General features: G+C 41.5%; 19 protein-coding genes. 6 read left to right on the plus strand and 13 right to left on the minus strand.

Translation table 11 applies throughout. The features are described from left to right. Nucleotides 1-738 carry an LPS export ABC transporter ATP-binding protein gene (gene lptB, locus GS399_RS08855; RefSeq protein WP_160844246.1) on the minus strand — a complete coding sequence of 246 codons (738 nt, stop codon included), beginning with the start codon at nucleotides 736-738 and terminating at the stop codon, nucleotides 1-3. Next, nucleotides 739-2454 carry a single-stranded-DNA-specific exonuclease RecJ gene (gene recJ / locus GS399_RS08860; protein WP_160844247.1) on the minus strand — a complete coding sequence of 572 codons (1716 nt, stop codon included), beginning with the start codon at nucleotides 2452-2454 and terminating at the stop codon, nucleotides 739-741. 106 nt (nucleotides 2455-2560) lie between these two features. On the opposite strand from recJ, the gene GS399_RS08865 reads away from it, so the two are divergent. Further along, the gene (locus GS399_RS08865; protein WP_160844248.1) at nucleotides 2561-3334 is read left to right on the plus strand and encodes an MBL fold metallo-hydrolase; all 774 of its coding nucleotides are present in this window, start codon (nucleotides 2561-2563) and stop codon (nucleotides 3332-3334) included. A gap of 49 nt (nucleotides 3335-3383) precedes the next feature. Here the strand turns inward: GS399_RS08865 and GS399_RS08870 are convergent, their stop codons facing one another. From GS399_RS08870 to GS399_RS08885, 4 genes are all read right to left on the minus strand, one after another. After that, nucleotides 3384-3980, minus strand: a complete 597-nt coding sequence (locus GS399_RS08870) for a YceI family protein (protein WP_160844249.1) — start codon at nucleotides 3978-3980, stop codon at nucleotides 3384-3386. An 87-nt stretch (nucleotides 3981-4067) separates the two neighbouring features. Beyond that, a complete protein-coding gene (locus GS399_RS08875) occupies nucleotides 4068-6251 on the minus strand; it encodes an ABC transporter substrate-binding protein (protein WP_160844250.1) in 2184 nt (727 codons plus the stop codon). A gap of 109 nt (nucleotides 6252-6360) precedes the next feature. Beyond that, on the minus strand, nucleotides 6361-9246 hold the full coding sequence (gcvP, locus tag GS399_RS08880; protein ID WP_160844251.1) for an aminomethyl-transferring glycine dehydrogenase: 2886 nt from the start codon (nucleotides 9244-9246) through the stop codon (nucleotides 6361-6363). A gap of 101 nt (nucleotides 9247-9347) precedes the next feature. After that, nucleotides 9348-10067, minus strand: coding sequence for a pyridoxine 5'-phosphate synthase (locus tag GS399_RS08885; RefSeq protein ID WP_160844252.1), 720 nt, complete (start codon nucleotides 10065-10067; stop codon nucleotides 9348-9350). A 122-nt stretch (nucleotides 10068-10189) separates the two neighbouring features. Between GS399_RS08885 and GS399_RS08890 the strand changes: the two genes are divergently transcribed. The 3 genes from GS399_RS08890 (at nucleotide 10190) to GS399_RS08900 (ending at nucleotide 11643) form a co-directional block, all read left to right on the plus strand. Further along, the gene (locus GS399_RS08890) at nucleotides 10190-10855 is read left to right on the plus strand and encodes a polysaccharide deacetylase family protein (protein WP_160844253.1); all 666 of its coding nucleotides are present in this window, start codon (nucleotides 10190-10192) and stop codon (nucleotides 10853-10855) included. Further along, nucleotides 10813-11082 (plus strand): polysaccharide deacetylase family protein, encoded by a 270-nt coding sequence (locus GS399_RS08895; protein ID WP_160844254.1) that lies wholly within the window; start codon nucleotides 10813-10815, stop codon nucleotides 11080-11082. Before GS399_RS08890 ends, GS399_RS08895 begins: the two co-directional genes overlap by 43 nt. 96 nt (nucleotides 11083-11178) lie before the next feature. Next, nucleotides 11179-11643, plus strand: coding sequence for a hypothetical protein (locus GS399_RS08900; RefSeq protein WP_160844255.1), 465 nt, complete (start codon nucleotides 11179-11181; stop codon nucleotides 11641-11643). On the opposite strand, the gene GS399_RS20975 is transcribed toward GS399_RS08900, so the two are convergent. From GS399_RS20975 to GS399_RS08920, 5 genes are all read right to left on the minus strand, one after another. Then, nucleotides 11644-11778 (minus strand): hypothetical protein, encoded by a 135-nt coding sequence (locus GS399_RS20975; RefSeq protein ID WP_255491609.1) that lies wholly within the window; start codon nucleotides 11776-11778, stop codon nucleotides 11644-11646. A 387-nt stretch (nucleotides 11779-12165) separates the two neighbouring features. After that, nucleotides 12166-12606: a DUF1569 domain-containing protein gene (locus tag GS399_RS08905; RefSeq protein ID WP_160844256.1), complete on the minus strand. Its 441-nt coding sequence runs from the start codon at nucleotides 12604-12606 to the stop codon at nucleotides 12166-12168. Nucleotides 12607-13038: 432 nt separating this feature from the next. Then, entirely contained in the window at nucleotides 13039-14355 is a 1317-nt protein-coding gene (ahcY, locus tag GS399_RS08910; protein WP_160844257.1) for an adenosylhomocysteinase, read from the minus strand. Between the two features lie 374 nt (nucleotides 14356-14729). After that, entirely contained in the window at nucleotides 14730-15113 is a 384-nt protein-coding gene (locus GS399_RS08915) for a bactofilin family protein (protein ID WP_160844258.1), read from the minus strand. A gap of 9 nt (nucleotides 15114-15122) precedes the next feature. After that, nucleotides 15123-15980 carry a M23 family metallopeptidase gene (locus GS399_RS08920; protein ID WP_160844259.1) on the minus strand — a complete coding sequence of 286 codons (858 nt, stop codon included), beginning with the start codon at nucleotides 15978-15980 and terminating at the stop codon, nucleotides 15123-15125. 183 nt (nucleotides 15981-16163) lie between these two features. Here GS399_RS08920 and GS399_RS08925 point away from each other — a divergent pair, with 183 nt between their 5' ends. Next, nucleotides 16164-16574 (plus strand): BrxA/BrxB family bacilliredoxin, encoded by a 411-nt coding sequence (locus GS399_RS08925; RefSeq protein ID WP_160844260.1) that lies wholly within the window; start codon nucleotides 16164-16166, stop codon nucleotides 16572-16574. A gap of 87 nt (nucleotides 16575-16661) precedes the next feature. Beyond that, the gene (locus tag GS399_RS08930; protein WP_160844261.1) at nucleotides 16662-19121 is read left to right on the plus strand and encodes a M1 family aminopeptidase; all 2460 of its coding nucleotides are present in this window, start codon (nucleotides 16662-16664) and stop codon (nucleotides 19119-19121) included. Nucleotides 19122-19178: 57 nt separating this feature from the next. Here GS399_RS08930 and GS399_RS08935 read toward each other — a convergent pair whose 3' ends face one another. Together GS399_RS08935 and GS399_RS08940 are read right to left on the minus strand one after the other, a co-directional pair. Next, on the minus strand, nucleotides 19179-19829 hold the full coding sequence (locus GS399_RS08935) for a lipoprotein signal peptidase (RefSeq protein ID WP_160844262.1): 651 nt from the start codon (nucleotides 19827-19829) through the stop codon (nucleotides 19179-19181). Continuing rightward, the gene (locus GS399_RS08940; protein WP_160844263.1) at nucleotides 19829-20215 is read right to left on the minus strand and encodes a TraR/DksA family transcriptional regulator; all 387 of its coding nucleotides are present in this window, start codon (nucleotides 20213-20215) and stop codon (nucleotides 19829-19831) included. The genes GS399_RS08935 and GS399_RS08940 overlap by 1 nt, the downstream gene beginning before the upstream one ends. Nucleotide 20216: the final 1 nt, after the last annotated feature.

Genomic DNA, 20216 nt, shown 5'->3' on the forward strand with positions numbered 1-20216 from the left:
TCAGGTTAGTTTTTTCCTTCGCAATTCAAAGTGCTGGCCGAGGTAAAACTTACGCGCCATCTCGTTATCGGCAATTTCAACAGGAGTGCCTGTCAACATAATTTTTCCTTCCGTTAACAAATATGCCCGATCGGTTATCGACAAAGTTTCCTGCACATTATGGTCTGTAATCAGAATTCCGATATTACGTAACTTCAATTTGGCGACAATAGTTTGAATTTCTTCAACCGCAATTGGATCTACTCCTGCAAAAGGCTCATCAAGCAAAATAAAATTCGGTTCGGCCGCCAACGCGCGTGCAATCTCTGTACGTCTGCGTTCACCACCAGATAATAAATCTCCACGATTTTTTCTGACCCTGCCTAAGCTGAATTCGTTGATAAGTTCTTCGAGTTTGTCTTTCTGTTCGATTTTTGATTTATTCGACATTTCCAGTACAGCGCGTATATTGTCTTCGACAGAAAGCTTACGAAAAACAGATGCCTCCTGGGCCAGGTAGCCGATTCCTTTTTGTGCACGACGATACATTGGATCGTCGGTTATCTCTTCATCTTCTAAATAGACATGGCCATCATTGGGCTTAATCAAGCCAACAATCATATAAAAGGAAGTGGTTTTACCCGCTCCGTTCGGACCCAATAAACCAACAATTTCGCCTTGTTCAACATGAAACGAAACGTCGTTTACCACGGTTCGCTGTTTATATTTTTTTACGAGATGTTCTGCTTTTAGTATCATTTAATCTAAAATGTCGTACGTTCGGATGTCCTTTATATTTAATTGAATCGAGCGTTTTTCTTTCCAAACCCGTTCTTCAATGGTATAACAAATATCAAACGGAATCCCTTTTTCAATGCTTTTTAAATGTTTGCCTAAACCAAAAGCTATGCATTCAAATATCGGTGAATCTTCCTGAGTGACATTCATTTTTAAATGATTCGTGCCTACTATTCCTGCCTGTCCGCACACAACTGATACTCCCTTACTTCTGAAAACGGGAGCCATATTGCCCGGACCAAACGGTGCAAACTGGTTCAGTATCCTAAAAAATTTTGATGAGATCTGCTTTAGCTTAATAGTCGCGTCAATTCGTATTTCCTGTATCAGTAATTCATCTGCGATCGTCTGCGAAACTACTTCCTCAAAACGCTGTATGAAAGCTGTTACGTTTTCCGGCTTCATGGTTAAGCCGGCAGCATATTTATGGCCACCAAACTGCTCCAAAAGATCGCTGCATGAACTTAAAGCTTCATAAAGATCAAATCCCATCACGGATCGGGCCGAACCCGCAACGTGCTCATTTGATTTTGTTAGTACAACGGTAGGTCTGTAGTATTTTTCAGTCAAGCGAGACGCAACGATACCAATCACACCTTTGTGCCATGTTTCATGATACACGACTGTCGTTTTACGGCCAGCTGACGTATCATCTGTTGCAATCATCTCCAGAGCATGTTCAGTAATATTTAAATCATGCTCTTTTCGCTCAGTATTTTTAAGATTGATCAGGAAACCTTTGTCGCGTGCTGCCTGCTGGGTATCGGCGATAAGAAGATTCACCGCATGCTTAGCGTCATCAATTCGACCCGCTGCGTTAATCCTGGGACCGATAGCAAAAACAATATCAGTGATGGTATATGAATCTGTTTTGCCGGCCACTTCCATCAATGCCTGCAACCCATTACATGGCTCGGAATTAATTTTCTTAAGCCCATGAGCGGCCAATACCCTGTTTTCACCTGTTATCGGAACAATATCTGACGCAATGCTCACAGCCACCAAATCAAGGTAACAACTTATATCGTCAAAAGGAATGTCATTCTTTTGAGAGTAAGCCTCGATAAGTTTAAAACCGATTCCGCAACCGGACAATTCTTTAAACGGATATTCGCAATCCTTCCGTTTTGGGTCAAGAACCGCAACGGCATCAGGAATACTTTCGCCGGGTAAATGGTGATCACAGATAATAAAATCGACACCAAGGGATTTTGCGTAATCGACCTTGTCATTTGACTTTATCCCGCAGTCAAGCGCAATAATTAACGAGAAATTATTAGCCGCCGCGTAATCGATTCCAATTGTGGAAATACCGTACCCTTCTTTATAACGATCGGGAATATAGAAATTAATATTCCGAAGATATTTTCTAAAAAAACTAAATACCAGAGCAACCGAAGTTGTTCCGTCCACATCGTAATCTCCGTATATTAAAACTCGTTCACCTGTATTAATTGCTTGTTCAATTCTAACAATCGCCTTTTCCATATCTTTCATAAGAAACGGATCGTGCAGATGTGTTAATTCGGGACGAAAATATGTTTTGGCTTCCTCAAAATCTGTAATTGCACGTTGAGCCAGTAACGTTGCAAGCACTTCATCTATATGTAGCGATTCAATTAAATGTTCAACGGTTTGCTTATCGGGCACATCCTGTTCCACCCACCTTTTTTGCATATATTTGCAATGTTTAATCCGTAAATATAATATTTTGTTCAGCATTTGCCAGTCAGCAGGCCGTAAGAAGCTATGGCTCAGCCGAATGTTTTAATCATACATTTTTGTGAAAATCAGTGTACTTCCTGAAGGATCTTACTCAGTAGACAGTTCAAAAAAATTCATTCCATTTGATCCTGAAAAAGATGACCCGAAAAGCAGACCGGCCTCGCTTTTTATCCATGTAAATCCTTTCCTCGTAAAAACAGAAAAAGAACTTATTTTATTCGATTGCGGACTTGGTTTTGCGGCGGAAAATGGAAAACCGTTAATCCACGAAAACATCCGTAGAGCGGGCTACAGTCCTGAAGACGTTAGCCTGGTACTAATGTCTCATCTTCATTTTGATCACTCAGGAGGAATGGTCTTTGAGGAGCATGGACTTAAGCAAGTATCTTTTCCAAATGCAACCTATGTGGTTCAACGAGGAGAATGGGAGGCTGCCTACAGCGGCAAATCGTCATCCTATCACACCGATATATTTGATGTTTTGCAACGAAGCGGGCACATACATTTCGTAGACGGCAGTGGTGAACTAGCAAACGGAATTAATTATGAGCTAACCGGGGGTCATTGCCAATACCACCAGGCCTTTTTAATTAAAGAAAACAATGAGACGTGTTTTTATGGCGGAGACATCTTACCGGAACCGGAGCAACTGCTTAGAAAATTTGCAGCCAAATACGATTTCGATGGAAGAAAGTCAATGGAGTTAAGGGAACATTACGGAAAACTGGCCGCTGAAAACAACTGGAGCTGCCTGTACTATCATGCACGAAACAGAACCATTACTAAAGTTGCGATAGAAGAAAACGGATTTAAAATTATTTTCCCGGCATAAAAAAAGGAGCGTCGATTGATGCTCCTTTTTTATGTCTGTCGTTCTTTTCTTATTTTGTAGCCAGTAGGTTTATTGCTAACTCGAAATCGTTATCAATCGCCTTGTCGCCAATGCTTTCAAAAAAGCTTTTTGAACCATAACGAATATCATATAAAGTACGGTCAACTTTTACCCCTTTAGCTACAGCTACCACTGCGTTTCCTTCTTTTTTAACAGTTGCAGGAAAAGTAACTGGTTTAGTTATTCCTTTGATAGTTAAGTCGCCAGTAACATTTACCACGTTTGGACCTGCAGGCGCAACCTTTGTGATCACAAAACGTGAAACCGGGTTTTTAGCTGTTGAAAAGAAATCATCTGACTGCAAATGGCCGATTAATTTCTGTGCATATTCGCCTTGCAGATCCGTTGTAGTGATCGAGTTCATGTTTATATCAAACATTCCGCTTTTCAAGCTACCGCCGTTTAATACCAAAGTTCCGCCAGCCAGTTTGATAGTTCCTGTGTGCTCGCCGGTAACTTTTCTTCCGATCCACGTAACCGTTGATTTTTGTGTATCAACAGTAAATTTCTCGTCTGCGGGTTTGTTTGTAAATGCCATCAGACTTACTGAGGCCGCAAATACTAAGATTGCTAATGTCTTTTTCATTTTGTTTTTCTAATCTATGGAACAAATATAGTTGGATAAAATAGATGTTTAAACATCTATTTGAAATCTTACAATCTTATGATAGTGTCAGGCATTTCGGAAATACAAATTGAATACAGTTCCTTTACCCACTTCACTATCTATCGTAATTTTTCCATCCAAGGATTCTATTTGCGATTTTGTAATATATAAGCCCAGCCCCTTGCCATCGGTATCGTGATGAAATCGCTGATATAAGCCGAATAACTTTGCTCCGAATTTACTCAGGTCAATTCCCCTGCCATTATCCGAAAATGAAATCACAGTAAAGCCATCATCCTTGAACGACCTGATCAAAATTTTCAATTCCCCATTGGGCAGGCGATACTTAAACGCATTCGTTAAAAGATTCAGAAAGATGCTATGGAAATATTGCCTGGAGAAGTAAACGGATGGTGCATTTAAATCCCAGTCAATTCCTGCCCCCGATTCTTTTAATTGACTATCTATAGATCTCAACACACGGCTTAGTTCTTTCTCAATATTTAGAATTTCGCGTTGAACATTATGATTTGATTTGCTTGATATGATCTCGCTTAAATCGTTCAAGGTCTCATCCAGATTATCGATACTGCTACGTATATTATCAAATAGACTTTCTTTTGTTTCAGCATCTAAATCGCTCTCGTCGTAAAGTTTTACGAGGCTTTTTAAATTAGCAACCGGCGCCCTGAAATTATGCGACGTAATGAAAGCAAACGTTTCAAGTTCCGCGTTCTTTTTTAACAGCTCTTTAGTTAATTCGTTAAGCTCTGTCTCCCTGTTTTTTAAACTTGACACATCGACATGGATACCGGTGATAGTCAATGGTAAATGCTGTTCATTATAACTGGCTATTTTACTGACAGATAACACCCACTTCCACCCTTCTTTGACATCAAGCAAGCGATACGTAATAGAACCTGAGCTAGATAATCCCCGCTGTATCTCTTCTTCAGCTTTGTTAACCCTTTCCAAATCATCCGGATGAATGATTTTATGCCAATCGGCGAGGTTTCTTGGCTTAACATCCGGACCATAACCCATTTTCGCGATATGTCCCTTGTATCTGATTTGCGAAGTTTCCAGATTCCATTCCCAAAATGCCAGCCCGGCGGCATCGACAGCAAGTTCCATGCTTTGCTCAGTTGCATAACGCTGTTCGATCTCACGGATCAACTCGTCTGTGCGGAGCTTAACCTGCTTGCGCAGCTGGCTATTCCAGACAATTGCGATTATAGATGCAGCCGAGATCGCGATTATTATATAGAGAAGCAATTTGAAAATTTCCTCGCGCTGGTAAGCGGAATCATATACAAAACCGTCGAGCCGTACATTTTTGTTAACCAGATTCAATTTAACCAATGTGTTAAGCATCTCCTGCCATCTCGAGTTGTTAACATGTCCTATTTCAACCAGGTTTGGAAGTATGTGTTGATTTACCTGATCAGCTTCCTTACGCAAGTCTGCTGCAGTAATACCACGCTGTTTAATTCCGGGCAGCGTTAATATATATTCAATTATTTCCTCCCGATGAGACAAAGCGTACTGCCATCCATCCAAAGAAGCTTTAACGAATTTTTCAGCGACTTTTGGATTGTTCTGAAGCATGCTCTCTGACGTAAATATCAAGTCGCCGTAAAAGTCGATTTTATTATTTACGGGCTTAATAACGTTTAAACCGATTCCCTTCGCCAGCAGTTTCTTGCTGTCCACATCGAAAGATAAGATAGCATCACCCTCGCCGCGATTCAAACTCATGTTATTCCAGGAACTAACACTAATACCGACATTTTTTGCGGAAACGGAATCTTGAAGAAAAATTGCTTTTAGAAATAATGCCTCATCTGCCTGCGAGATTATAACTCGTTTACCGGCCATATCTTTCATTTTTTTGATTCCGCTCGACTGAAGAGCAAAAAAACGGGCAGGCGAATGTTGAAAAATCACAGACAAGACGATAACCGGCTTGCCCGAGATTCGTGCAGGAAGTATATCTGAACCTGTAATACCGAAGTCTGCGCGTGTACTGATAACCTCATCTATGGGAGACCGGCCCGAGCGCTCTTGTATAAGTGTTACCTGGAGGTCTTCTCTTTTGTAAAATCCCTTTTTTAGTGCAGCATAATATCCGGCAAATTCAAATCCGTGCTTGTTATTTAATTGAAGAACTACGGGCAGAGAAGCCGAAACAACTGTAACCGAAGAAAAAAAGATAAGCAGGAAGAAAAGCCAGATAACTCTCAAATTCAATTTTATTTCGAAATATAAACTTAAGATTTGAAGAATAAAAAAGCAATTTCGACGAAAACAAAAAAGCCCGGCGATGAACGCCGGGCTACAACTTTTTCTTGAAAGTTAATTATACAATTTCCTCTTCCATATACGCTTCCAAAGGAGGGCAGGCACAGATGAGTGTACGATCGCCGTATGTATCATTAACCCGGCCGACTGAAGGCCAAAACTTAAACTCATGCACATATGGTAACGGAAATGCTGCCTGCTCTCTTGTGTAAGGCTTATCCCAGTCGTTAGCTGTTACAAGACGGGCAGTATGAGGAGCATTTTTTAATGGATTTGAAGCTTTATCCATTTCGCCGGCTTCAATCTTACCAATTTCTTTACGGATACTGATCATCGCATCACAGAACCTGTCTAATTCATGCTTTGGCTCGGATTCTGTCGGCTCGACCATTAAAGTTCCCGCTACCGGGAACGAAACCGTTGGCGCATGAAAACCATAATCCATTAATCTTTTTGCGATATCAGCAACCTCAATACCCAAAGCCTTAAAAGAACGGCAGTCAAGTATCATTTCGTGTGCACAACGCCCTTTAGCTCCCGCATACAGAACAGGATAATGGTTCTCCAAACGTGATTTGATATAGTTAGCGTTTAGTATGGCATACTTTGTGGCGTTTGTTAATCCTTCCGCGCCCATCATCGCGATGTACGCGTGGGAGATTACAAGGATTGAGGCCGAACCCCAGGGAGCGGATGATACGGCATGAATTGACTTACCCTGGTTAATGTCTACAACACTGTGTCCCGGCAGATAAGAAACCAAATGTTTCGCTACGCCGATGGGTCCCATACCGGGTCCGCCGCCGCCATGCGGAATGCAGAACGTCTTATGGAGGTTCAAATGGCATACATCAGCACCAATCGTTGCAGGGCTGGTAAGGCCTACCTGAGCATTCATATTAGCACCGTCCATGTAAACCTGTCCACCATTTTGATGAATAATCTCGCAAACCTCGATAATAGACTCTTCGTAAACACCGTGTGTTGACGGATATGTCACCATCAGGCAGGAAAGATCATCCTTGTGCTCCTCGGCTTTTATCTTCAAATCATCAACATCGATGTTTCCTTTTTCATCACACTTAACTACTACGATTTTCATACCTGCCATAGCAGCTGAAGCCGGGTTAGTTCCATGCGCCGAAGCAGGGATTAGAGCGATATTCCGGTGTCCGTTGCCCATATCTTCGTGATAAGCACGAATAACCATTAAGCCCGCATATTCGCCTTGCGCACCTGCGTTAGGTTGTAAACTCATTGCCGCGAAACCGGTGATCTCGCTCAGCCAATCATTTAACTCACTGAATAGCTGCATATAGCCCCCGGTTTGGTCGACAGGCGCAAAAGGGTGCATCTTACTGAACTCAGGCCATGTAACAGGAATCATCTCAGTTGTCGCATTAAGCTTCATAGTACACGAGCCGAGTGCGATCATCGAATGGCATAAAGACAAATCTTTTGCTTCGAGGGACTTAATATACCGAAGCATTTCATGCTCCGAGTGATGCGTGTTAAACAAAGGGTGCGACAAATACTCGGACCTGCGAATCAACTGCTGCGGAATGGATGTAGCTATCGTTGACAATAAGCCATCAAAATCAATGTCCGCAAGTTTTTTCGCTTTCACTTTTGCAAAAACCCGGACTATTTCTTTCACCTCGTTAACAGAAGTGGTTTCGTCAAGTGAGATGGTGATAGTGTTACCAGAATAATGAAAGTTAAGTTCGTTATCAATAGCTTCCGCGTGAACCGACTTGCATAGCTCGCCAAGATCGACCTTTACAGTATCAAAATAAGCAGTATTCAATTGCTCATAGCCTAGCTTTTTCAAGGCATCTGATAACAATACCGCCAAACCATGTGTACGTTCGGCAATTGCTTTTATTCCTTTAGGGCCATGATAAACGGCATACATGCTAGCCATAATAGCCAAAAGGGCTTGAGCTGTACAAATATTAGATGTGGCTTTGTCTCTGCGGATATGCTGCTCGCGTGTTTGCAAGGCCATACGCAAGGCATAATCACCTGCGGAGTCAATCGTTACGCCAATTATGCGGCCCGGCATCGACCGTTTATATTCTTCCTTAGTTGCAAAAAAAGCTGCATGCGGCCCACCAAAGCCCATGGGCACACCAAAGCGCTGGCTATTGCCGACCACAATGTCTGCGCCCCATTCTCCCGGAGGAGTCAAAATTGACAAGCTTAGAAGATCTGCGACTACTGTTAATTTGATACCCTTTTCATGTGCGGCTGACGCAAAATCCTGATAATCATAAACGCTGCCATCGCCTGCCGGATATTGAACAATCGCACCGAACATATTTTCGCCCAGTTCCACTGTCTCGTGATTTCCGATCAGCAGTTTTATTCCGTAAGGAACAGAACGTGTTTTTAAAATATCGATAGTTTGCGGAAACAACTTTTCTGACACGAAAAAAGTATCTGCCTGCGAGTTCTTACGCAAACTGTATTGCATAAACATCGCTTCAGCAGCAGCTGTACCTTCATCAAGTAACGAAGCATTTGCAATCTCCATACCGGTTAAATCAATAACCATTGTCTGGAAATTTAACAACGCCTGTAAACGCCCTTGCGCAATTTCAGCCTGATAAGGTGTGTACTGGGTATACCATCCCGGATTTTCGAGAATATTCCGCTGTATTACGCCGGGTACAATTACATCATAATATCCCTGGCCAATGTATGACTTGAATACTTTGTTTTTTGAAGCAACCTGTTTCAGATTATTGAGATAATCGAATTCGCTTTTTGGATCCGGTAAATTCAACGAATTTTTGAGTCCGATTTTCTCGGGCAGGGTTTGAGCAATCAGTTCATCAATTGAATCAACTCCGATAACTTTAAGCATTTCTGCAGCATCTTTCCCATCAGGAGCAATGTGGCGGTCTTCAAATTTCTCTTTAAAATTGATGTTTAAGTCCATTTACAGGGATAATGATTTTAAATAATCCGCAAAGGTAAAAAAAGGCTGTTAACCAGCCAATTTAAGCGCAAACGTTTGACTTAATTTTGATGGGAAAAAAGCTAAAAATTCAGCCGTTCCAAATATTCACCGATCGTCTTTTCTAAACCAAGATACAAAGCGTCCGAAATCAATGCATGTCCGATACTAACCTCCAGCAGTCCAGGGACATTCTGAGCGAAGTATTTCAGATTATCCAGGTCAAGATCGTGCCCGGCATTTAATCCAAGCCCCAGTTTCTTTGCAGCTTTAGCGGCTTCAACGTATGGAGCGATTGCCATTTCTTTGTTGTGATGATAACCTGAAGCATACGCTTCGGTATAAAGCTCAATTCTGTCTGTTCCCGTAGTTGCTGCAGCCTCAACCATTTCAACTATCGGATCAACAAAAATGGAAACCCTGATTCCGGCATCCTGAAACTTTTCGATAATTTCTTTCAGGTATTCCTGGTGTTTAATAGTATTCCAACCATGATTGGAAGTTATCTGACCTTCGGCATCCGGAACGAGCGTAACTTGTGCAGGTTTATTATTCAAAACCAGCTCAACGAAACGCGGCTCGGTAGAGTTTCCTTCAATATTAAATTCGGTGTGAATGACTTTCTTAAGATCGTAAACATCCTGATAGCGAATATGCCGTTCGTCTGGCCGTGGATGAACAGTAATTCCCTGTGCGCCAAAACGCTCACAGTCAAGCGCTACTTTTATCAGATCGGGATTATTGCCGCCACGTGAATTGCGCAGCGTGGCTATTTTATTGATATTTACCGATAATTTTGTCATAAGGTAAAATTACAAATATTCAAATGACGGGCGATCTCAAATTTCTCAAATATGCTTTCAGAGCGTTTTTTGTTTTGTTTTTGAGTGCCCTTTCCTCAATCCTGTTTGCTCAAACACTGGTAATGAATTATAAGGTTTACTACGCACGTACCGAATCGGGCGGCCATGAACTATTAATTTTAAGAAAGTTTGAAAGCGAAGGCAAAACCACTTTCCTGGCTGTCGATCCTGTCGATCTAAGTACTATGGTGACCGAAATTCCGGAGAACCGATTACAAAAATTAAGCTGGCCGCAGGCAAAAAGCCACTTTTCTAAAACACCTTTCATAAAATCGCTTCAGCTAGCAGGGAGACAGGCGATTCCTTTACAAAATGCCGGCATCGACCACGCCATACCAAAAGAAAAAGGAATTGCATTGACCGTTGATCTCTGTCCGTCGCATAAACCGCTCGACCGGTTACTGTTCACTGATATTTTCACCGAGTTCCGGAAAATCGAAGAGCCCGCTCCTGTCGCGGTTTCTGTTTCTGGCCTGTGGATGATCAAGCACCAGGACGATCTAAACTGGTTGAAAAGCCTCGTCCAAAAAAAGGAGCTCGAAATAACATGGATCAATCATTCATACCATCATGAAGTAAACCGTTTGCCCTTATCGGAAAATTTCATGCTGGCAAGAAACACCGATTTAGACGTAGAAATTTTAGAGAACGAAAAACTGATGCTTACAAACGGGTTGGTGCTTCGGTGTTCTTTCGTTTCCCGGGACTGGTTTCCGACCAGCAGATAGTTGATAAAGTTCTTTCTTACGGTTTAATTCCTGTGGGCAGCGATGCCTGGCTGGCAAAAGGAGAGCAGGCAAAAACCGGAAGTATTGTACTGATACATGGAAACGGCAATGAAGAAATCGGAGTTCAGGATTTTATTCAGTTATTGAAAAAAGAACAAGTGGATATAAAAAATAAACAATGGCTTTTGTATGATCTGCGGCAGGGACTTGAAAGAGAGTTCAATTGAGCAATACGAACGCCCTCAGTCTAACTTCCTTCTAGTGCATTCCGATTGCTTAAATAATTTTCATTTTATATATTTAACTAATCGAAAACTAAATATATGAAATTCAAAATTACTTTTCTAATCCTGACAGCTGCAATTCTTGGCTGCGAGAAAAATGAACAAAAAGAGTTTGTCGAAGAGATTAACGGGAACTATTATATTGCTTCAATCACCTTGTCAAAGTCAGATCTAACAACTGATTCCATAACACTTACAAATGTCGGTGAATTTGTTTTTGATGGCTGCCCGATTCAAAAAAACAAATCAAAAGGTTTTTGTCCCGGCTACTATATCTTTAACGGTGAACCAAAAGTCAAGTTTGGATACAACCAAGCCGATGAATTGACACCCTATGGGTTAAGAATCCAACCTAATAATACCATCGTTATAACGGGTTTAAATTTACTAAGCGTTTACAACTTTGAACGGTCTTCTGCAAATCAAATTAAGCTGTCGACTAATCAGCTAGTCACCAATAAGCAAGCGAGAATTGCTGTAAAAATGATCCTTAGTAAGAAATAATTATTTTCCAGCGACTTTGGAACCGATAAAATAAAAGATGACCAGCCAGATCAGTCCTTTAATCAGGAAGAACATAAACCCTGCGAAACCCAGACGTTTAAACCATAATACGAGTTTTTCTTTATTGATGGCCATTTTGGTAAATATATAAATTGTGATTTAACCAAAAAACAGTCAAAAGAACTTGCTGTCGTAAAGAACGGAAATAGCCGAAACTTGTCAGGTCAATGAAAGTGAAATTTTTGTGCAATGAAACATGATCGCGTGAAAAGCTTTTTTGGTGTAAAACTGCAAAACAAACTTTTTCATTTACAAAAACTTGTAACAACGGCAAAACTGCAATTGCATATAGACTACAGCAATTCGTTTCAATATATGAACATACATACCACCCTTATTTCGGTAAGCTAATTGGCTTAATGAATATCTTGTTAGTCGGGAAATGCTTTAACTATTTTGAAAACGTATAATTCCATCACGTAAATACAAGACTAGGATTGCGGGAAAATTTACAATTTAAGCCTACGCGCCAAATTGCTTCAAATGATGATCGGAATGCTTATATACAAGATAACCCGTTTGCTCCTTCGTCATCACACCAAAAAAAGGATGAATGATCCCATTACCTGAAAAGGTTTGATACTCAGCGAGGAGTTTTATCCATTTCTCTTTTTCTTCAGCGACATCTGTATTTTCCCTTATCTTAAAAGAATGAACAGTTGGCATGTTTTTCTTCATAGGTTCATCTTTCATTATGTCTTTCAGTGCCATCTTCCCAAAAAGCTTGCCAAGGAATGACTGCTTATATTTTGTTTTATTCAGGGCCATTTCCTCCCACTGCGTGCAATGTTTCAACATTTGCGAAACATTCATTTTACCCCATTGAGCTTTACTGTTATCATTTAGCGAACTAATTCGATTTATTAATTCATCCCGTGTAGTTTTATCAAATATTGTTTTCATGACGATCAATATAATAGATAAAAATACGGCATCTGATATCTGTTAGTGAGTCGTAAAAGCGTCAATAAGCATTGTTAAATACGACAAAGTTGATCGGTAACTTATTGTTTTCCGATGATTTAGAACGCACTGTTACGTTTTAATCGATTCTGATAGCCCCGTCAATGCTGTAAGCTTGAAATGAAAGGTAAAACGTTATGAAATGCTTCTAGGGCTTCAAGGCTTTACGCGTATGCCGGGTTTACAATCGTTACTGCATAGCTGCTATTTAACTGTGAAAGATGGCCAACAAAAAAGGGACATGCATTTGCACATCCCTTTTCAAATAAATATAAATTGCTTTGTACCTCGCAATAATGGTAATCAGCAATTCGCAGATTCTTCATTCCTCATAGTCGCCCTCAGGCATTCCATTCAGAATTACAGCACTGATTAATACCGGTAATGCTCTGGTTTGAACGGACCTTCAACCGGCACACCGATATATTCAGCCTGGTGTGCATCCAAAACATCCAGTTCAACACCGATTTTCGCTAGGTGCAAACGGGCAACTTTCTCATCCAGATGCTTAGGCAAAGTGTAAACTTTGTTTTCGTATTTGCCATGATTTGTCCAAAGCTCCAATTGCGCCAACGTTTGATTGGTGAACGAGTTCGACATCACAAATGATGGGTGGCCAGTTGCACAACCAAGGTTAACCAAACGGCCTTCTGCCAGCACGATTACATCTTTACCGTCGATAGTGTATTTATCAACCTGTGGTTTGATTTCGATTTTGGTGTGACCATAGTTTTGGTTCAACCACGCCATGTCAATTTCGTTATCGAAGTGACCGATGTTACAAACGATCGCTTTATCTTTTAACGCTTTAAAGTGCTCTGCACGAACGATATCACAGTTTCCTGTCGTAGTTACAACGATGTCAGCTTCTTTAACTGCGGTAGCAAATTTCTTTACTTCGTAACCTTCCATTGCTGCCTGAAGCGCACAGATCGGGTCGATTTCAGTAACGATAACACGAACGCCTTGTGAGCTTAGCGATTCTGCCGAACCTTTACCCACATCTCCATAACCCGCAACAACAGCAACTTTACCAGCCATCATTACGTCGGTAGCGCGACGGATCGCGTCAACCAGTGACTCGCGGCAGCCATACTTGTTGTCGAATTTTGACTTGGTAACTGAATCGTTTACGTTGATAGCCGGCAAGTGTAATGTTCCGTTTTTCATGCGCTCGTATAAACGGTGAACACCGGTAGTGGTTTCTTCAGATAAACCACGGATCTCAGCGATCAGCTCAGGATATTTGTCGAATACCATGTTAGTCAAATCACCACCGTCATCCAGGATCATGTTTAACGGTTTGCGATCTTCGCCGAAATGCAAAGTTTGCTCGATGCACCAATCAAACTCTTCAGCATTCATACCTTTCCAGGCATAAACCTGGATACCTGCAGCAGCAATTGCAGCAGCAGCATGATCCTGCGTTGAAAAAATGTTGCATGACGACCAGGTTACTTCGGCACCCAGTTCAACCAGCGTTTCAATTAAAACCGCTGTCTGAATGGTCATGTGCAAACATCCTGCGACGCGTGCGCCTTTAAGAGGTTTTGATGGACCAAACTCCTCGCGCAGGGACATTAGTCCGGGCATTTCTGCTTCTGCAAGTTCAATCTCTTTGCGGCCCCATTCCGCCAGTGAAATGTCCTTCACTTTGTAAGGAACATAAGAAGTCTCTACTGATGACATAAAATTTATTTTAGATGAGCTGCAAAAGTACCGCATTGGCGGATGATTATCAAACTTTTAAGGGCGTGTAATGAATAATTGACTGGATATTGGGAAATAGATTTGCTCGTTGTTTTCAAAGCATTAACAAAAAATTGCGCTAGACAACCTTTCTTAAAATGGAGCAACTATTTAAATGATTAATTTTTATTAGAAAAGCAAGGCTTTACTCTCAATCAAAGTCAGTCCCGTGATCCGCTCATACGCCTTCAGGCATTACGCTCTTGCCGGTATCCGCTGCTCCCGAATTTAAAGTGGGAGGCCATTCGCTAGAATGTTGCAGCCTTAACGCACGATTTAACGCAGACAGCGTTTAAACACTGTCTGCGTTATCGCTATGACGCGCTTTGAAGCAATTCTTGCTTTTTTCTGCTTGATTCCATAGATAAGGCGCCGTTGTAAACTGCCCCCGGATCAACCTGTAACTGCTGCGTTTGCAGGTCACCGGTTACGTTACCAGTGCTTTTAATTTCAATGGATTGAGCTTTAACGTTTCCAATGACAGTGCCGTAAATTACGAAGTCCTTTGTATGAATGTCACCGGTTATCAAACCCTTTTCGCCAAGGATCAGGCCCTGTTCAATGGTAACGTTGCCTTGAACCGTTCCGTCTATGCGGGCAACGGCCGGAGCTTTAACCTGGCCTTCAATAGTACATCCTTCGCTGATAAGTGTGGAAATATTTTGCTCGCTTAAATCAAGCTTCTTTTTTTGAAACATATCGTGTGATTAATTCAGGCGGAGATAATTTACTGGGTTAACCAGTTTACCGTTTTTACGAACTTCATAATGAAGGTGATTTCCTGTGGAGCGCCCGGTCGATCCAACCAGGCCAATATTATCCCCCACTTTCACCTTTTCCCCTTCGGAAACATTGATTTTTGATAAATGCCCGTAAAGTGTTTCGTAATTATTCGCATGACGGATTCGGACGCAGTTACCATAACCGTTGGACCATCCCGCACTTACAACCGTTCCGTTGGCAGTGCAGGTAACTTTATCACCCTTGTTCCCGCGAAAATCTATACCCGGGTGAAATTCGGCATGGCCGCCGTTAAAAGGATCACTCCGATAACCGAAAAAGGAAGTCAGGTCACTCACTTTGGGATAACCCATCGGCGTTGAAGCGACGTCCTTTAATATTCTCGACAAATAATCGTCGTACATAGCGAACGATTGCTCTTCAGAAAGTGCAGTATCAATTTTCGGTCCGCCGATCGATTTATGAGAGAAGCCCTTTAAACCGCGCTTTGCCAGGTATGAATTGATATTTTTTAGCTTTGATTCGATGCCTTCTATATATTGCTGAGCCCGGCTCTGAGTTTCTTTAACAGTATCAGCTTTCGGAATTTGGCCCTGCAATCTATATACTTCGGCAATTAGCTTTTGACGCTCCTCGGCATTCCGTTTATTTTCTTTTTTGAGATAAATAACCGAAACAACCAACGATAAAACAACAAGAACCGCAAACACCGCATAGTGCTTTAACCGGTAAATGTGTTTAGTTTTAATGCGCAGCGATTGTGTTTGCTGCTGATTTTTATTAACAATAATGACGGTGCTTACGTCATTTTTTATTTTCCCCATTCTTTGTAAAACCCCCTTTTACGAAAACTCAAAAAAAATCGAAGTGTAAATATAATAGTGAGTTTGATATTTACAATACGAAAGTAGCTGAATAAGAATAAGTCAGCAAAATGTTATTATTACGTTATTAAAAACTTTTGAGTAGTCGATTTATTATTTTTGCGTAAAGAAAACAAAGAACATATGTATCCAGAATATTTAGTAGCTCCAATGCGCCAGGAGTTGACAAGTGTAGGTTTCCAGGAATTAAAAACCACAGAAGAAGTAGATCAGGCGATCAAATCAGAAGGAACTGTTTTTGTGGTTGTCAATTCAGTTTGTGGCTGCGCTGCTGCCAATGCTCGTCCTGCTGCTAAAATGGCTACTCAAAATGAGAAACGCCCGAATAAGCTGGTAACTGTTTTTGCCGGCATGGAAAAAGATGCGGTTGATCAGGCACGTTCGCTAATGCTACCTTATCCTCCATCATCTCCTTCAATGGCTTTATTTAAAGATGGCAAATTAGTTCATATGATCGAGCGCCATCAAATCGAGGGTCGCCCGGCACAAATGATTGCCGACAACCTGGTTAACGCGTTCGACCAATACTGCTAAACAGCGTTAAACGATATCAAAAAAGCTCTGCCCCATGGCGGGGCTTTTTTATTTTCTTGCGTACATTCACGTTTTAAAATGTCGCAAATGAATTTAAAATTTATCAAAAACACCTCTTTTGTGTGCATGATTGCCTCGGCGATTACTCTGCATGCACAACCCGAAAAGGATAGCACACTTTCAGTCTACCGCGCAACGGCCACAAAACTCAATGCGTTAGTGCATACTAAGCTTGACGTTCGCTTTGATTACGCGAAACGGTATCTATACGGCAAAGAATGGGTAACCTTAAAACCTTATGCCTACGCAACAGATTCGTTAACACTTGATGCAAAAGGGATGGATCTAAAAACGATATCATTAGTAAACGGCAGTTCGCTAAAGCCTCTCAAATACGCCTATAATGGCGATCAAATAAAGATAAAACTTGATCGTACTTATGCTCCTGCAGAGAGTTACACCGTATTTCTGGATTACACCGCCAAACCAAATGAATTAAAAGTAAAAGGCAGCTCGGCTATAAACGATGCAAAAGGCCTGTACTTTATTAATCCTGACAGCGCAATTGCAGGCAAACCTGTTCAGATATGGACTCAAGGCGAGTCAGAATCATCCTCAGCCTGGTTCCCGACAATTGATAAACCTAACCAGAAAACCACATCAGAAATCAACATTACCTATCCTGCAAAATATGTAAGTCTTTCAAATGGCAAGCTGGTTAAGCAAGTGAAAAACGCAAACGGAACGCGCACGGATACCTGGAAAATGGATCTGCCGCACTCGCCTTACCTATTCATGATGGCGGTAGGGAACTTTAAAATTTACCACGACAAATGGAAAGACAAAGAAGTTAGTTATTACCTGGAACCCGCCTTTGCACCTTATGCAAAACAAATTTTCGGACTGACTCCTGAGATGATCGGGTTCTTTTCCAAAAAGTTAGGTGTCGATTATCCGTGGAATAAATACAGCCAGGTCGTTGTACGTGATTACGTTAGTGGTGCAATGGAGAATACGACCGCCACACTACATGGCGATTTTGTTCAGCAGACGCCGCGCGAACTGGCTGACCAATATTATGGTACAGGAGAAAGTGTCATTGCACATGAGTTATTTCACCAATGGTTTGGCGATTACGTCACAACCGAAAGCTGGAGTAACTTAACTGTAAACGAATCGTTCGCGGATTTTAGCGAAACTATTTGGGCTGAATATAAATATGGAAAAGATGCAGCCGATGCTTATAACCATCGGTCGATGCTTGCATATTTACGGACGCCCGGCAATGATACCAAAGATCTTGTCCGTTTTCATTACGACGACAAGGAAGATGTTTTTGATGCTGTGACCTATCAGAAAGGTGGTCGGATTTTAATGATGCTTCGTAATTATCTCGGAGACGCTGTCTTTTTCAAGGGATTGAATATCTATCTCAAACAAAATGCTTTGAATAATGGCGAAGCACAGCAGCTTCGCCTTGCTTTAGAGCAGGCTAGCGGAAAAGACCTTAACTGGTTTTTCAACCAATGGTATTACTATCACGGCCATCCAAAATTAACCATCGATTACAATTGGGATGATGCATCAAAAAAGCAGCAGGTTACTATCAAACAAACACAGAACGGTACACCATTTATAATACCTATGGCTATCGACGTTTATTCAGGAGGCAAAATGAGCCGGCACCTGGTCACTGTAACTGATTCGGCCCAGACATTCACGTTCAGTGCATCTGCCAAACCTGATCTTGTTAATGTAGATGGCGATAAACTATTGCTCTGTGAAAAAATTGACCATAAATCTTTGGGGGATTTTGCTTACCAGTATGCACACGCACCATTGTATATGGATCGGTTGGAGGCTATCCAGGCAGCAACGAAAAAACTGTCTGCTGCAGAGTCCAAAACCATTTTACAAAGTGCGTTAAAAGACAAGTTCTATGGATTACGCGTTGAAGCAATTAAAAGTTTAAAAGACAGCAAAGATCCTGCTGTTCTAGCGTCTATAAGGACAATTGCGAGCGGAGACCCTAACTACCTTGTACAAGCTGAAGCCCTCAATGCCATCACGCCGTTAAAAGATGAAAGTGATCTTCCGCTAATTCGTAAAGCTTTAACAAGTCAGAGTTATACCGTACAAGGCTCGGCGCTTATGGCTCTGGCTTACCAAAAACCAGATGAGGCTTTACAAGCGGCGAAAGGCCTGGAAAAAAACAGCAAAAAATCCCTTACGGAGGCAGTTACTACTGTTTATGCAAAATATGGCAGCGAAGAGCAATTGCCTTTCATTGCAGAAAAATTTGAGAGCGCCGGTCCGCAGGCAAAAATCAATATGACGCCGGCGTTTATAAACATGCTTGGCAAGTCATCTGACCAGCCGATCATTAAAAAAGGCATTGATCAGCTGAAAGATCTTGGAATAAAATATAAGTCGTATGGAATTGACAAGTTCGCTGTCACCTTTCTTAACCAGTTAAAACAGCAGAAAGGAAGCGACAAAGCGATTGGCGATTATGTGGACGCTGCCATTGCGGAAATCAATAAATAATAAATAAACGATATGAAACAAAAATGGCAGCTTATCGGCTGCCATTTTTGCTTCATATTATTCTTCTATCACTTCGTTATTCAGAAAAACTTCTTCTTTCTTTTCTTCCTTAAAGTAATGCTTTTGGAATATTAGTATTAAGATCACTCCAACTGAAATAGCGGCATCGGCGATGTTAAAAACAGGCCTGAAAAACTCGAAGTCCTGGCCTCCCCAAACCGGCACCCATTGCGGAAATATTCCTTGTAAAATCGGAAAATAGAACATATCTACTACTTTTCCGTGAAACAAGCCGGCATAACCACCACCCGGAGGAAATAGCTTAGCAGGTTGAAAGAAATTACTTTCGCTAAATAACAACCCATAAAAAGTTGAATCGATAATATTTCCCAGTGCACCAGCGAAAATAAGGGCCACGTTCAAAACAAGCCCCCGATGATATTTCTTTTTCACGAGGTAGACAACACCATAACCTATTCCGCAAACGGCGGCAATACGAAACAATGTCAGGAATAACTTTCCAGCATCACCACCAAACTCCATCCCAAAGGCCATTCCATTATTTTCGGTAAAATGTATAATAAACCAGTTACCGGCTATTTTATACTCCTGCCCGAGGGACATGTTAAGTTTAATCCAAAACTTTAAAAGCTGGTCGGCCAATAAAACCAAAAATACTGCAAGCGCAGGCTTAGTATAACCTTTCATCAAGATTGCTTCAATTTAGCTTCCATGCTAAGGGTTGTATGCGGAACGGCACGTAACCTTTCTTTCGGGATCAGCTTACCTGTTTCGCGGCATACTCCGTACGTTTTGTTCTCGATACGAACCAAAGCTGCTTCCAGGTTGTCGATAAATTTACGCTGGCGTGCAGCTAACTGATTGATCTGCTCTTTTTCGAGCGTCGCAGAACCATCTTCGAGCGTCTTGTAGGTTCCGGCAGTATCGTCGGTACCGTTTACATTTGGATTACTTAGTGATTGCGTTAATGATCCAAGCTCTTCACGAGCAGTGCGCATCTTGTCAAGAATAATTTCTTTAAATTCCTGTAACTCTGCATCAGAGTACCTTGTTTTTTCGTTATTAGTCTCCATT

Source organism: Hufsiella arboris (assembly GCF_009834875.1).
Classification (GTDB): domain Bacteria; phylum Bacteroidota; class Bacteroidia; order Sphingobacteriales; family Sphingobacteriaceae; genus Hufsiella_A; species Hufsiella_A arboris.

What these genes read in the sequence shown, in the direction of transcription:
- GS399_RS08920 (WP_160844259.1), bottom strand. Translation starts at nt 15,980, where the DNA reads ATGGGGAAAATAAAAAATGACGTAAGCACCGTCATTATTGTTAATAAA.
- recJ (WP_160844247.1), bottom strand. Translation starts at nt 2,454, where the DNA reads ATGCAAAAAAGGTGGGTGGAACAGGATGTGCCCGATAAGCAAACCGTT.
- GS399_RS08940 (WP_160844263.1), bottom strand. Translation starts at nt 20,215, where the DNA reads ATGGAGACTAATAACGAAAAAACAAGGTACTCTGATGCAGAGTTACAG.
- GS399_RS08905 (WP_160844256.1), bottom strand. Translation starts at nt 12,606, where the DNA reads ATGAAAACAATATTTGATAAAACTACACGGGATGAATTAATAAATCGA.
- GS399_RS08930 (WP_160844261.1), top strand. Translation starts at nt 16,662, where the DNA reads ATGAATTTAAAATTTATCAAAAACACCTCTTTTGTGTGCATGATTGCC.
- GS399_RS08885 (WP_160844252.1), bottom strand. Translation starts at nt 10,067, where the DNA reads ATGACAAAATTATCGGTAAATATCAATAAAATAGCCACGCTGCGCAAT.
- GS399_RS08925 (WP_160844260.1), top strand. Translation starts at nt 16,164, where the DNA reads ATGTATCCAGAATATTTAGTAGCTCCAATGCGCCAGGAGTTGACAAGT.
- ahcY (WP_160844257.1), bottom strand. Translation starts at nt 14,355, where the DNA reads ATGTCATCAGTAGAGACTTCTTATGTTCCTTACAAAGTGAAGGACATT.
- GS399_RS20975 (WP_255491609.1), bottom strand. Translation starts at nt 11,778, where the DNA reads ATGGCCATCAATAAAGAAAAACTCGTATTATGGTTTAAACGTCTGGGT.
- GS399_RS08935 (WP_160844262.1), bottom strand. Translation starts at nt 19,829, where the DNA reads ATGAAAGGTTATACTAAGCCTGCGCTTGCAGTATTTTTGGTTTTATTG.
- GS399_RS08870 (WP_160844249.1), bottom strand. Translation starts at nt 3,980, where the DNA reads ATGAAAAAGACATTAGCAATCTTAGTATTTGCGGCCTCAGTAAGTCTG.
- lptB (WP_160844246.1), bottom strand. Translation starts at nt 738, where the DNA reads ATGATACTAAAAGCAGAACATCTCGTAAAAAAATATAAACAGCGAACC.
- GS399_RS08900 (WP_160844255.1), top strand. Translation starts at nt 11,179, where the DNA reads ATGAAATTCAAAATTACTTTTCTAATCCTGACAGCTGCAATTCTTGGC.
- GS399_RS08915 (WP_160844258.1), bottom strand. Translation starts at nt 15,113, where the DNA reads ATGTTTCAAAAAAAGAAGCTTGATTTAAGCGAGCAAAATATTTCCACA.
- GS399_RS08890 (WP_160844253.1), top strand. Translation starts at nt 10,190, where the DNA reads ATGAATTATAAGGTTTACTACGCACGTACCGAATCGGGCGGCCATGAA.
- gcvP (WP_160844251.1), bottom strand. Translation starts at nt 9,246, where the DNA reads ATGGACTTAAACATCAATTTTAAAGAGAAATTTGAAGACCGCCACATT.